Origin of the sequence: Fibrella musci (genome assembly GCF_041321105.1) — a bacterium.
Taxonomy (GTDB): domain Bacteria; phylum Bacteroidota; class Bacteroidia; order Cytophagales; family Spirosomataceae; genus Fibrella; species Fibrella musci.
The window spans coordinates 153,257-165,424 of sequence record NZ_JBGGWD010000007.1; the positions used below are offsets into that span (position 1 = coordinate 153,257).

General features: G+C 58.2%; 14 protein-coding genes. 4 read left to right on the plus strand and 10 right to left on the minus strand.

Going from position 1 to position 12,168, the window contains the following annotated elements; all coding sequences use genetic code 11:
• Positions 1-3: 3 nt before the first annotated feature.
• The 10 genes from ACAW74_RS22600 to ACAW74_RS22645 form a co-directional block, all read right to left on the minus strand.
• Positions 4-741: an alpha/beta fold hydrolase gene (locus tag ACAW74_RS22600; protein WP_370700513.1), complete on the minus strand. Its 738-nt coding sequence runs from the start codon at positions 739-741 to the stop codon at positions 4-6.
• 74 nt (positions 742-815) lie between these two features.
• Entirely contained in the window at positions 816-1,451 is a 636-nt protein-coding gene (locus ACAW74_RS22605) for a hypothetical protein (RefSeq protein WP_370700514.1), read from the minus strand.
• A gap of 141 nt (positions 1,452-1,592) precedes the next feature.
• On the minus strand, positions 1,593-2,198 hold the full coding sequence (locus ACAW74_RS22610) for a hypothetical protein (RefSeq protein ID WP_370700515.1): 606 nt from the start codon (positions 2,196-2,198) through the stop codon (positions 1,593-1,595).
• 169 nt (positions 2,199-2,367) lie between these two features.
• A complete protein-coding gene (gene clpX / locus ACAW74_RS22615) occupies positions 2,368-3,603 on the minus strand; it encodes an ATP-dependent Clp protease ATP-binding subunit ClpX (protein WP_370700516.1) in 1,236 nt (411 codons plus the stop codon).
• A gap of 186 nt (positions 3,604-3,789) precedes the next feature.
• On the minus strand, positions 3,790-4,320 hold the full coding sequence (locus ACAW74_RS22620) for a 5' nucleotidase, NT5C type (protein ID WP_370700517.1): 531 nt from the start codon (positions 4,318-4,320) through the stop codon (positions 3,790-3,792).
• 79 nt (positions 4,321-4,399) lie between these two features.
• Positions 4,400-7,498, minus strand: coding sequence for a lantibiotic dehydratase (locus ACAW74_RS22625; RefSeq protein ID WP_370700518.1), 3,099 nt, complete (start codon positions 7,496-7,498; stop codon positions 4,400-4,402).
• A 108-nt stretch (positions 7,499-7,606) separates the two neighbouring features.
• The gene (locus ACAW74_RS22630; RefSeq protein ID WP_370700519.1) at positions 7,607-7,969 is read right to left on the minus strand and encodes a hypothetical protein; all 363 of its coding nucleotides are present in this window, start codon (positions 7,967-7,969) and stop codon (positions 7,607-7,609) included.
• Positions 7,970-7,983: 14 nt separating this feature from the next.
• The gene (locus tag ACAW74_RS22635; protein WP_370700520.1) at positions 7,984-8,124 is read right to left on the minus strand and encodes a hypothetical protein; all 141 of its coding nucleotides are present in this window, start codon (positions 8,122-8,124) and stop codon (positions 7,984-7,986) included.
• Positions 8,125-8,309: 185 nt separating this feature from the next.
• Positions 8,310-9,446 (minus strand): sensor histidine kinase, encoded by a 1,137-nt coding sequence (locus ACAW74_RS22640; RefSeq protein WP_370700521.1) that lies wholly within the window; start codon positions 9,444-9,446, stop codon positions 8,310-8,312.
• Between the two features lie 9 nt (positions 9,447-9,455).
• Complete coding sequence (locus ACAW74_RS22645; RefSeq protein WP_370700522.1) at positions 9,456-10,226, minus strand: LytR/AlgR family response regulator transcription factor; 771 nt, start codon at positions 10,224-10,226, stop codon at positions 9,456-9,458.
• A 218-nt stretch (positions 10,227-10,444) separates the two neighbouring features.
• Between ACAW74_RS22645 and ACAW74_RS22650 the strand changes: the two genes are divergently transcribed.
• The 4 genes from ACAW74_RS22650 (at position 10,445) to ACAW74_RS22665 (ending at position 12,163) form a co-directional block, all read left to right on the plus strand.
• Positions 10,445-10,600, plus strand: coding sequence for a hypothetical protein (locus tag ACAW74_RS22650; RefSeq protein WP_370700523.1), 156 nt, complete (start codon positions 10,445-10,447; stop codon positions 10,598-10,600).
• Between the two features lie 60 nt (positions 10,601-10,660).
• On the plus strand, positions 10,661-10,819 hold the full coding sequence (locus ACAW74_RS22655) for a hypothetical protein (protein ID WP_370700524.1): 159 nt from the start codon (positions 10,661-10,663) through the stop codon (positions 10,817-10,819).
• Positions 10,820-10,878: 59 nt separating this feature from the next.
• Complete coding sequence (locus tag ACAW74_RS22660; protein WP_370700525.1) at positions 10,879-11,034, plus strand: hypothetical protein; 156 nt, start codon at positions 10,879-10,881, stop codon at positions 11,032-11,034.
• 88 nt (positions 11,035-11,122) lie between these two features.
• Positions 11,123-12,163, plus strand: a complete 1,041-nt coding sequence (locus tag ACAW74_RS22665; protein WP_370700526.1) for a hypothetical protein — start codon at positions 11,123-11,125, stop codon at positions 12,161-12,163.
• Positions 12,164-12,168 lie beyond the last annotated feature (5 nt).

The window sequence follows — 12,168 nt, forward strand, 5'->3', positions numbered from 1 at the left end:
ACATTATACATTATCCATTAAAAATTGCTTCAAAGCCGTTTCAGCGGCTTCGGGCTCTTCGAGCATACCCAGGTGACCCGAGTTTTCGAGAACGACCAGTTGGGCGTTGGGCAGTTTATCGTTCAATTCCTGCGAACGCTCAATCGGCACCGCCATATCGTGACGACCCGCCAGAATGAGCACCGGGTACGGCGCCTCGACCAGCAGCTCCGAGCGGTCGGGGCGGGTGCGGATCGCCTGTAAACCAGCCAGTAAGGCCTCCGTCGGCAGGGTTTTGTAGCGCTCGACAGTCGCGCGGACCAGATCGGCTTTTTTCTGCTGATCGGGTTTGGAGAACATGCTCGTGACGGCTTTTTCTATGAAGGCGGCGCTACCTTCGGTTTGCAATTGCGTTTGGGCGGCGTCGCGTTTAGCCCGTTGTTCGTCGGTATTGGGGTCGGCAAAAGCAGTCGAGTTGAACAGCACCAGACCCGCTACCCGTTCGGGGTGGCTCGCGGCCAGTGCCAAGGCAACGTACCCACCCATCGAATGCCCGATCAGCACACAGCGGTCGACCTGTGACGCCACCAGCAAACTGTAAAGTTGTTCGGCGTACGCCTCCACGGAGGTGTGGCTAGTCAGCGTCGAGAAGTCGGGCTTCAGGATGCGGTATGCTGGCGAGAATGCGGCTTGCAGCGAATCCCAGATGGATGGGCCAACACCGTGGCCGTGCAGCAGCACCAGCGCAGGTTTATCGTTCATAGCTATTGGTCATGAAAAATGGCTCTGCCGATGCACCGTTGGGTCCATCAGCAGAGCCATTTCGTTTTCTACACTTATCCTTCGTTGATAACGCCGAGCAGGATGAGCACCAAACCAGCGATCAGGGCGATCAGGCCGATGGTGGCCCCCACGCCATTGCCGATGAGCAACAGCAGCAGACCAATCAGCCCGATAATGGCCCCAAGACGAACGTACCCCGTGAACGAGGCTTTCGTCTCTTTAGGCGCCAGGTGCTTCTGAATCTTCTGGTTCATCGACTTCAGCATCAGGCGTTGCGCCAGACCCGCTTTCTTGGTCGTAGCAACAGGTTGAGCCGTTGCCGAAGCCGACGCCTTCGCAGAGGCTTCAGCCAGCATGGTCTCGGCCCGCTCGATGCGCCGCGTCATCCGCTTATCAGAGGCATGCGTCGCTTTCAGGCTAGCCAATGCTTCCGATGCCTGTTTGGTTTGCACCGTGATGCTGGGCGCAGCCAGCGCTGTTTCAGCCGTTACAGGTACGTTGGTTGTCGTTTCGGCAACGGGTGCCGCCTGCGTTTCAACGGGCGTAGCCACTGGCGCAGCCGTGGTTTGCTGCGTATAGAAACGCTCAGTTTTTGAGGGTTGGAACGTGGCAACCGGGCGGCTACAGGCAGTTAACAGAGCGGCACCAGCCAGCGCAAGCGATACAGAGTTGAGGACGCGTTTCATCATTGTACAGTAATTGTGTTCAGCGTTAAACAAAAAGATTGTGTCAAACAGGATACGCGATGAGCCGGATTTTATTTCATCCCGTTTGGGCAAAACTAGTCATCCGCCCATCGCGTAATTCCATTGGCGCCAATTCGTTGGCAATTATAACAGACCCAGAATAACCAGTACGATACCTACTACAAGGGCGATCAGACCGATAGTAGCCGCCGTACCGGTCGTCAGCAACAACAGCAGCAAACCGATCAGGCCGATAACCAGACCCGCCGTAAGGGTGCTGCTCCGCATGGGTTGCTCAGGTGCCAGATGTTTCTGGATTTTCTTGTCCATCGACTTCATCATCAGGCGTTGCGCCAGACCCGCTTTTTTGACGGGAGCCGCTGGTGCCATGCTAGACGCCGGTGTGGTATTCAGCACCTCGCGGATTTTGGTGATCCGGCGCTCCAGCTTGCGGGCTTCGGCGGGGCGGGCTTTAGCCGACGCTACCGCTTCAGCTTTTACCAGCATCGTTTCGATGTCGGCTTTGGTAGCGGCGGGAGTCGCCACTTCGGCCACGGCCGGGGTAGCGGCAACGGCTGGGGCAGCTTCAGGAGCTACCGTTTCAGTGGCAGCGGCAGGAGTGGCGGTTGTTTGTTGAGTGTAGAACCGCTCTGCTTTCGAAGGTTGGAAGGTGGCTACCGGGCGGCTGCAGGCACCCAGGAGGGCAGTGAACGATAGGGCAATCAGTGTGTGTTTGGTCGACGTGTTCATGACGCTTCTGTGTTAGTGAAAAAAAATGTTTTCAGCGTCATAACCTCGACCTCACCGCTTTGTTGCGGAAAACTGAGCATAACGTTCAACGACGAACGGCCATTTCCGGTTGATGCGCCCTAAATGCGCTCGCCGGAAATGGCCGTTCGTCGTTGATGAATACGTGCCGCTAGGCCGCCTGCCGTAGCTGCTGCACGGCCGTGCGTCCAAACTTCTCAGACGCGTATTCGTGCGTGATTATCAGGGTCTTTTCACCAGTTTGCGATGGCATTTCAAACATCGCGTCGGTGATGATCGACTCGCAGATAGAGCGCAAACCACGCGCCCCCAGATTGAAGACCATCGCCTGATCGACGACGTAATTCAGGGCCGAATCGTCCCAAATAACTTTTACGTCATCCATCGCAAATAATTTATCATACTGCTTCGTGATGGCATTTTTCGGCTCGGTCAGGATGCGGTAGAGCGCATCGCGATCGAGGGCGTCGAGGTGCGTCAGCACGGGCAGGCGGCCGAGTAGTTCGGGGATCAGCCCAAACGATTTCAGATCCTGCGCCGATACAAAGCGCATGAGGTGGCTCCGGTCGCTGATCGCGTGCAGGCGACGCTCGTCGGTGAAGCCAATGGGCCGCGACGTGACGCGCTTAGCAATGTGGCGCTCGATGCCATCGAAGGCACCACCGCAGATAAACAGGATGTTTTCGGTATTGATCGAAATCAGGCGCTGATCGGGGTGTTTGCGGCCGCCGTGCGGGGGTACGTTCACCGTGGAGCCTTCCAGCAATTTCAACAGGCCTTGTTGCACGCCTTCGCCGCTGACATCGCGCGTGATAGACGGGTTGTCTGACTTACGGGCAATCTTGTCGATCTCATCGATGTACACGATGCCCATTTCGGCTTTGTCGATCTTGTAATCGGCCGCCTGCAACAGGCGGGTCAGCACCGTTTCGACGTCTTCACCAACGTACCCAGCCTCGGTGATTACGGTGGCATCGGCAATACAGAACGGTACGTCGAGCATCTTGGCGATGGTACGCGCCAGGTACGTCTTGCCCGTTCCGGTTTCGCCCACCATCAGGATATTCGATTTTTCGATCGTCACCTCGTCGTCGGTGCGGGGTTGCATCAGGCGTTTGTAGTGGTTGTAGACCGCTACCGACAAGACCTTTTTCGCCTCGTCCTGCCCGATAATGTACTGGTCGAGAAAATTTTTCATCTCGACCGGCTTAATGAGGTTCAGGCTGGGTGGTTCCGAATTCTGATTCCGGCGGGGGCGTGTTTCTTCAACCACCACCTCGAATCCCTGTTCGATGCAGTGGTTGCAGATATGGGCATCAATACCCGATAAGAGCAGTTGGACCTCGTTCTTGCGACGGCCACAGAACGAGCAACTAATTTGTGGCATAAAACGAAGGGAGGAGAAAGTCGTTCAACGTTTAAGGCGTTAGAGGTGAGTGCCCGGTATACGATCCAGATATATATAAACGTATCATCTACTATTTATCCGTATATCGATATAGCAAGCGGTACTGCTGACAACGGTACGTTCAGTACAGATGTTAGACCGTATACAAAGTTTACCAAAAACTTTTTAATCAAGCAGTAAATCCAGCACCTCCTGCCAGCTCCGGACCCGCGTAAAATCGGCTTCATCGCGGTTGTGCAGGGCGTCGAACAGCAGGCCTTTACCCCCAAACGTACGCAGGTTGTAGGGCATATCGTCGATCAGGTAATCGGCCCCGAGAATGCTTTTGTCGCCCAGGAAAATGATATTCCGCCAGTGAATGGTCGGGAAGTGTTCGGCCAGCCAGTCGTATTTATCCCGGAATGAGTCGGGAAACTCCATCGCGGCCGTTGCCACAAAAATTTCGTAGTGTTCCTGCAACCGGCTGATGGCCTCCTGCGCGCCCGGCATCACGGCAATGTCGCGGAAAAAACCGGGCTGATGAATGGCTTGATAGATGGCTTTCTGCTCGTCTTCGGTCAGCAGTTCGTGGAATGATTTTTCCTGTAGTTGAGCCAGTTCGTAACGAGGGGCACCGGAATTCAGGTAGATCTGAACGAGCTTGGCGTGGGTGTCGGCCAGTACGTCGTCCTGATCGATACAAATGCGTTTCTTCATACAGAGAAAATCCCGCCAGAGCCGGGAAAGTTCTGCCAGCCAGGCAGAAGTGCCGGGCGAGTTTTTGAACCGGTGTCGGTTAGCTATCTACGACGGAGGCCTCACGGGCGGCCAGGGTGTCGTATTGTCTGGCCAGACAGTGGTAGACAACCAGTTCGTAGAGGCGCTGTTTGGACGGAAACAGGCGGTTCAGAATCATGTGCACGAGGCTGCCGGTGATGCTGAATAGCTGCTCGGCGTCGGTGATGCCCGTAGCCAGTTCGGTCAGCACGGCGGTTTGCTCACGTTCCCAGCGCCACAGTCCATCGGCCGGGTTGAAATCGCCCGATAAGGCTTGCGACAACACCGGCCGGTAGTGGCGGTACTTATCGTTGAGTTGTTGACGCAACGTCGACTCGCCCCCAAATTCAGCGAAAAAGTGTTCCTTCAGGTGGCTCAGCAACCGCCGACGCGCCGCCGTTGCCCAACCCAGCCCCGTAAGTAGGCGGTCGATTTTGGCCACGCCTACGGCAAAACGCAGGTCTTCGTCGAACACGCCTCCCGTATGCGCCAGCAGTGCCAGTGTCGAGAGGCTGTCGTAATGAAACAGGGTTTCGCAACGCTCAATCTGCGCCATACCGTAGCGTTCCAGCTCGCGTTGGTAGGTTTCGACCTGCACCCGATGCACCACCCCCGACCCCACCGCCTCGCGCAGCGCCTGCTCCACCGCCCGCACCACATACTGGTAAAACTCGACGTGCGGATTGCCTCGAAACCGCAGGCGCAGATGCGGGTCGGTATCCTGATAGCGCACAAAAAAGAAGGCCGAAATAATCTGCGTTTTCAGCAACTGCTGCACCACCGGGTAGATGCTGTCGGTCAGGAGCAGGTCCGACATTTTTTCGCCCGTGTAAATTTTGAGGTAAAACCACTCGCTGCCCACCGAAAACCGGCGTTGCGGCCCCGCTTCGGCGGCCTGTGGCAAGCCCGCGAATACGGGCGCATCGGGGTTCTGAAACGGAATCACCAGTTCGTGGGTGTAGGCATCGCGTTGCCGTTTCAGGGGGCACCGGTCGGGGGTGGTGAGGCATTCGATCAGTTTGATCCGGTCTGTTTTGCGAATTTCCTGAATCAGCAGATCGAGGGAGGCGGGTACGTGCATCGAGATCAGCAGCTCGTGGTCGGCCTGCGCTACCACAAACTGATCGGGCAGGCCCGCCGCCGTCAGTTGCGCCACCAGCCGCAGCGGGTTGTCGGGCGTGAGTGTGTGGGTGGGCAGTTGCCAGGTGGCCCGGCTCACAATCACGCGGCGGTAACGTACCCGGGGCAGGTACGTCTGTTCGCGCAGCACCCCCCAGTTCCACGACACATTCAGGTGGGCATCCTGCGCCTGCAAATCGCACAGGAAGCGGTAGATGGGCAACCCCTGCTTGAAATTATGGGCGGTGGTCAGGCGCGGAATCACCCGTTTGTTGAGTCGTTTCGACCGCAGCACCACCCGACCGTCGCGCGTCGACAGCAGCAGGTCGGTAATCGGAATCTGATACTCGGCCGCCACTGAGGCCTGCCCCAGATACGGAATCTCGTACTGATGAATGGGCGGACGCGCCAGGATATTGCCGACGCGGTTTTCGGGCAGGTGAATGACCTCGGCGATCACCACGTCGGGGTGGCGGGCTTCTTCGGCGGCGGCACAGGCGCGGATGTGCGCAGCCAGCGCGGGTTCACCTTCGCCAAAGCGACTGAGCAGGTTCATAGCCGACGGACCGCCGCACCCCAGCAGATTGAACTGGAAATCGCCCGCGTCGAGCGCTTTTTCCGACGACCCCAGCAACGACCCGAATGCGTAGAAACTGCCGGGCAACGGCGTAGCGGGGCGTTGCTGCCGACCAATATAAGCCAGGTCCTCGTCGGTCAGTTCGATTTCGGCCTGCCGGGTACGTAGTGCCTCCGTGTATTTCTCCATCACCAGCGTGTGCCACCAGTCCCAGGTGGCGGTGGGCAGCGCAGTGGTGATGCCCACGCTGAGGTCGTCGATGAGCGGCGCGTAGCCGACGCCCAGCGTCGAAACATTGCCGTAGCCAACGCCAAACTCGTTGTCGAGCGCCAGCGACAGCGGGATTTCTTCTTCTTCATACCGATTGGTAAACCGCCTGGCAAATTCATCGAGATCGGGGCGATGGGCCGGCTGATTCAACACCAGGAGCTTGTCGAGGTCGCGCTGCAACAGCCGGATCACTGATTGCCCGATGGTGATCGTATTCGGGAAGAAGGCATTGACCTGCACCACGTCGGTGGTGGGGGCGTCGATCTGCCGCTCGGCAAACCACTGCCGGGTGCGGTCGTAGGCCAGCAGCCGATCGGGCAGCCGCAGCGTGTTGTGCAACGCCCAAAGCGACTGCGCCACGTCAGCAGCATCGGGCAGGTTGCCGATACGGGTAGCCAGTTGCTTCAGCGCGTCGATACCGGTTACGGCAGGCTCTACCTCAAAAACGAGCAGTTGGCTCTCGATCAGTTGTTCAACAAAATCGACTGCCTCGGCGAAGGCCTCGTCCAGCACGTCGGTCGGGGTGTCGGCCGTTAGTTGGTGGGCCAGTTGGTGGATGGTGGCGCCAGACTGTGCCGCCGTCAGCAGGCAGTTGAGCGCGGCTTCGGCCTCCACGGCGCTGATGAAATACTGTAGCCGCTGATCGGCACCGCGCTGTTGCTCCACGTAGCGCCACGACGCCCCCACTCGATACAACGACGAATTTGGAAAGAGCAGCAACTGCGCACGTACCTGAGGCTGTTGAGTGAGCCACTGGCCAATGGCACGCAGGCAATCCGTATCGACGCGGACGTGCGCCCGCAGCACGTCGGGCAGGTCGGCACGCAGTCGCGACGCGTCGGCAAACGTACCCAGGGAGCAGCCCGCGAAAAGGCCATACGGCGTAGCGCGGCTACACATTCTGACCAGGTATTTGTGCAGGGTATTGATCAGCTTTTTCTGTTCGGGCAGTGGCTCACCGGCGAGCCAGCATTGCAGGCGTTCGTAGAGACCGGGCGAGGCCACGAAGATGGCTTCCTGCGCCACCGGGTCGCGGTAATAGGTCCGCAATACCTCATCGATCGTGTTGGTCGTAAGCAGCTTGTAAAACTGCGCTAGCGCTTGGAGCGGGTACGTTGGCCGACGCACCATAAAGAAGTCACTTACCTGCATGGGGCGGATCGTTGGGATAGAAAGCAATCCCCACAAGGTAAACGATGCCGGCAATACAAAAACCGGAAATTGTATTAATGGATAATCATATCCATGACTATACCCTCATTACCCAAAAACAGCCACGTATTTTTCCAGGCAGGCCGCAAACTGATCATACGAGAAGGGCTCGGTCATGAACGCAAACGGCCGAAAGGGAAGCCAGTCGAACAGCTGCGCAGGGTATGGCGAGGTAACGATCACGGCCGGGTGTTGGCAAAGCGCTTCCCGAAACGGGGTGGGTAAATCGGTATCGTCGGGGTCGGGTAGGTGTAAAAAGAGAATGGCGTCCTGGTTGCCCAGGACGCTCTCCAGCATGGCCTCCGAGAACGTACCCACGCTGCCTTCGCAGAGCCATCCGGTACGCTGGAGGTAATAGGTCAGCAGCCGCCGACCTACCATCGGGTAGTTAAGCAGGTGATACTGTTGCAAGGGGTGGGTACGAATTAGTAGGTCGTAATGGTAACGGTGGGGTGCGTGCGTCCTCCGGCACGGGCGGCGGTGGGGTTGGCCAGCGTGCTCAGACAAACAAGGCGTTGTTTCTTCAACACGAAACGAGAAGCGGGGGCGGTAGCTTGGTTTTTCATGGTCGATAGGAGAAATAAAGAGAGCAGATGAGGCAAGTAAGGGTTTAGGCGCCGGGAGCATTTGTGCCTGTCCGACGAGTCAAACTTATTCACTGCCAGGGTCTCCTTTCAATTCCTTTCGACTGATACCTAGCGCTTTTTCGACCAATGTGGGGCTTTGTTCGATGAATGAAACCAACTCGACCTCAAAGCTCAAGCGTGACCTGCGCGCGGTAGCTGGTGTCGCCGGGCGTAACGGCCACACTGTGCCGGTTGGGGTATAAGGTCTGGAGCCGCCGCCGCACGTTTTCGAGCCCGATACCGCCCGATTGTTTCACCGGGTCATTGCTGACCGCCTGCCGCTTGGGAAAGACACTGTTTTCAACCGTAAACAGGAGCTGATCGCCCGCCACCTGCGCCGCAACCCGCACAAACGCCGGTTTGGTGGCCCCTTTGACGCCGTGCTTGAACGCATTTTCGACGAACGCAATCAGCAACAGCGGGGCGATGGTGTGCGCCGTGGCCTCGCCGGTCTGGGCATACGTGATCTCGACGGGTTGCCCTTCCAGCCGGTTGCGTTCCAGATCGAGGTAGTTCTGGATATAAGCCAGTTCGCTCGTCAGGGCCACACGGGGCTGGTTGGTTTCATAGAGGTTGTAGCGCATCAGCTCCGAGAGGCGCAGCAGCAGGTCGGCGGCGCTTTCGTCGGTATCGAACACGCGGGCGTAGACGCTGTTGAGCGTGTTGAACAGAAAATGCGGATTGACCTGCGATTTCAGAAAGTCGAGCTCAAGCTGGAGCTTGTCTTTTTCGAGCTGAATGACGTGCGTGCGGAGGCGGATGATGTCGATCACCGCCCGCACGGCCAGCAGGAAAATGACGACCGTGAACGTCCAGAAGAAGCTCCACGACGCCGCCGTGCCGTTATTGATCCAACCCCATAGCCCCCAAGTTTCGACCAGCGCCCAGAGCCGTTGCAACCGACCCGGCTCGCCGGTCTTCGCCAGCCCATAAAACAGCCAGTAATTAGTCTGGTAAATGAGCGCGTGGGTGACGAACAACGTACCCACAAACTCGAGTATCTTGCCCTTGTAGAGCGTGCGCGGGAAAATGACGTACCCAAACACGTAGTAGATCAGCATCGTCTGCGCCTGCAACACCAGCGCCAGCACGTCGAGCGTGCGCGTCGACGCCTGGAAAAACTCGCCGTAGTAGACGTACCGGACGTAGTAGTAGCAGAGCCCCCACAGCAGGGCCCGCCGCAGCCACGGCCGCGCCGACAGCCAGCGCCACGTCCCTTTCAGCAGCGCCCAAAATCGGGCCCGCACCGATTGACTTTGCATGGCATTGGCTCAGATCATGTTCTTTTTCAACTCCTTCATCACGGCCTCACGGTACGTCACCCCGATATAGACCTTCTTGCCGTCGAGCGTGGTGATCTGGTTGCCGTCGATCTCTTTGATGGCCAGCCGCCGCACGATGTACGACCGGTTGATTCGCAGAAACTGCGAAGGTGGCAGCAGTTCTTCCAGCTTGCTCATGGTCATGTGCGTGACGATCATCCGGCTGGTGAGATGGATTTTGAGGTAATCTTTCATGCCCTCCACAAACACGATGTCTTCAGGCGCCACCCGCACCAGCTTCTTGTCTTCCTTGATCAGGAAATAGGGTACGTTCTCGCGTGGGTCGGTCTCAGGTACGTTGGCGACCGGGGCGCTGGGTACGTTGGCGGGGGGCGTGCCATTGGGGTCGTAGTGCAGGCGCTTGGTCACGCGCCCAACGGCCTCCATGAATTTGTCGTACCCCACAGGCTTGAGCAGGTAGTGCGTCACAGCCTCGAAGTTGTAGGTATCGGCGGCATACTGCGGCGAGGCCGTCACCATCACCACGGCGGGATGCGGCGGCGTGAGCGATTTCAGAAACGCCACCCCACTCATGTCAGGCATTTCCACATCCAGAAACAGCACGTCGGGCCGCAGGGCTTCTACCTGCTCGAGGCCGTCGAACGGATCGAGGCTTTGCCCCAGCAACTGGAGATAGGGCACCCGGCTGATAAACTTCGACAAAATGGTGTGGGCGGCCGACTCGTCGTCGACCAGATAGCAGGTTAGAGGTCTACTCATACGCCGTCGGGAAAAGGATTGGTAGGTGTAATGTCCGCATTGGTCGAAGGAAGGTGGGGTATTGGTCGAAAGAACTTTAGCCGGGCGATTGGCGGTGCTTGTTTTGTCACAGTCAAACGGCGCAACGGTCCCCAAACGAAGCAGTCGCGAATGTTTTCGGTCAGGACCACGCCACGATGTCAAACCAAATTTTTCACCCTTAACTGATTCCAAAACTCATGGAAAACCAAGTAATCCCCGCTGAGCAAAACAACACGCTCGACCTGTTGACGATTGTTGAACTGGAAGATCGCCTCGAGCTGGCGTCGGCCGCCGAAGAAGGCCGCTGCCACCGCTGCAACGGCAACGACTACCCCGACACCATCGCCCTGTAGTTTCTGTCAATCATCTGTTTATCTCATCCTCATTCAACCCCTTAATCACGATTAAAACTCATGGAAAACCAAACTAATCTCCCCGCCGAGCAGCACAACGCCGATGACCTGCTGATGATCGTTGAACTCGAAGACCGCCTGGAGCTGGCGTCGGCCGCCGAAGAGGGCCGCTGCCACCGCTGCAACGGTAACGACTACCCCGACACAGTGATCCTGTAATCGGCTAATTATCAACCAAGTTACCCTTTTCCACATCCCTAAATCCGAATAATACACCAATGGAAAATCTGTCCATCCTCCCCGCTCAGCAACCAACTGCCGACGACCTGCTGCAAATCATTGAACTGGAAGATCGCCTGGAACTGGCCACCGCTGCCGAAGAAGGCCGTTGCGACCGCTGCAACGACAACAAGTACCCCGATCTGCCGCTGTAAGCCCGAGTGACCCGGCCCCAAACCCCGCCCATCGGGCGTTTGGGGCCATCCTTCCACCCCCTTGTTCACCCTTTCCTTTTCCTGAACCATGACACCCTCATCGACCCGTTCGTATCCGAGTCTGCACGACTACCAGCAGTTTTTCGACCGCCTGACGACGGCTGCACCCGCTACCCCCGACGCCGGGCCGGGGTCGTCGCAGGAAAACGTGTTCCAGCAAACGCTCATTGCGCTGCTGCCCACCGTTCCGGCGGGCGCCGATCAGCTGATGATGCTGTTGCTGAAGGCCGTATCGGGTTTTCAGGCCATGAAAAAAGGGCAGCTCGACGAGGGCTTCGCCCGCCTGGAACCCGTGCTCGCGGCCATTCCTACCCTACCCACCGACGCCAACGCGCTGGCCGAAACGCTGGTGAGCCCGATGGTTTCGTTTTACTATTACCGCAAGGGCCAGTTCGACACGGCCCGCCATTACGCCGACCGGTCGATTGCGCTCAGCGACCACTGGCAGCACCGCTATACCGTGTTGCACATGCACCGGATTCAGCAACTGTTCAACCTGAGCCGGATCGATCTGGCCGAGGGCCGCTATGAACTGGGGCTCGACACCATCCGGCAACTCATCAACTACCTCGCTACCGGCCAGCTGCCCACGCTGCCGGGCCACTGGCACGAGCCGATGCTCCGGCAACTGCCGACGCAACTGCTGAGCGTTCAGTTCATGGAGATCGTGAACGAACTGACCTTCCTGGCCCTGAAACGCCCCGACCTCGAACCAACGATTCTGACCGACATCCTGACCGACGTCAGTCTGTCGCTGACCAATACCCTGCCCGCCGCCCCATCGCCCTACTCGGCCCTGCTCGACTGGGCCGAAGCCAAACGCGACCTGGCCGCCCACCGCTACCGCGATTTCCTGTTACAGACGGCCTACTTCCTGGGGCAATACCCCTCGGCCTACGACCAGATGAAGCTCTCGCTGGTGCGTGACCTCAACCAGCTGCTGTTCCGGGCCGACGCTTCGGTGCAGGCCTTCCGGCCCCGGCTGGGTCAGTACATCAACGGACAGCTTCGGTTGCCCGCTCGCCTGATCGCCCACCTCCGTGCAAGCCGCGCCGTCGCTACGGCCTGATCGGC

Excerpts from the sequence above, each read along its gene's own strand:
- ACAW74_RS22600 (WP_370700513.1), bottom strand. The coding sequence starts at position 741 with ATGAACGATAAACCTGCGCTGGTGCTGCTGCACGGCCACGGTGTTGGC.
- ACAW74_RS22605 (WP_370700514.1), bottom strand. The coding sequence starts at position 1,451 with ATGATGAAACGCGTCCTCAACTCTGTATCGCTTGCGCTGGCTGGTGCC.
- ACAW74_RS22610 (WP_370700515.1), bottom strand. The coding sequence starts at position 2,198 with ATGAACACGTCGACCAAACACACACTGATTGCCCTATCGTTCACTGCC.
- clpX (WP_370700516.1), bottom strand. The coding sequence starts at position 3,603 with ATGCCACAAATTAGTTGCTCGTTCTGTGGCCGTCGCAAGAACGAGGTC.
- ACAW74_RS22620 (WP_370700517.1), bottom strand. The coding sequence starts at position 4,320 with ATGAAGAAACGCATTTGTATCGATCAGGACGACGTACTGGCCGACACC.
- ACAW74_RS22625 (WP_370700518.1), bottom strand. The coding sequence starts at position 7,498 with ATGCAGGTAAGTGACTTCTTTATGGTGCGTCGGCCAACGTACCCGCTC.
- ACAW74_RS22635 (WP_370700520.1), bottom strand. The coding sequence starts at position 8,124 with ATGAAAAACCAAGCTACCGCCCCCGCTTCTCGTTTCGTGTTGAAGAAA.
- ACAW74_RS22640 (WP_370700521.1), bottom strand. The coding sequence starts at position 9,446 with ATGCAAAGTCAATCGGTGCGGGCCCGATTTTGGGCGCTGCTGAAAGGG.
- ACAW74_RS22645 (WP_370700522.1), bottom strand. The coding sequence starts at position 10,226 with ATGAGTAGACCTCTAACCTGCTATCTGGTCGACGACGAGTCGGCCGCC.
- ACAW74_RS22650 (WP_370700523.1), top strand. The coding sequence starts at position 10,445 with ATGGAAAACCAAGTAATCCCCGCTGAGCAAAACAACACGCTCGACCTG.
- ACAW74_RS22655 (WP_370700524.1), top strand. The coding sequence starts at position 10,661 with ATGGAAAACCAAACTAATCTCCCCGCCGAGCAGCACAACGCCGATGAC.
- ACAW74_RS22660 (WP_370700525.1), top strand. The coding sequence starts at position 10,879 with ATGGAAAATCTGTCCATCCTCCCCGCTCAGCAACCAACTGCCGACGAC.
- ACAW74_RS22665 (WP_370700526.1), top strand. The coding sequence starts at position 11,123 with ATGACACCCTCATCGACCCGTTCGTATCCGAGTCTGCACGACTACCAG.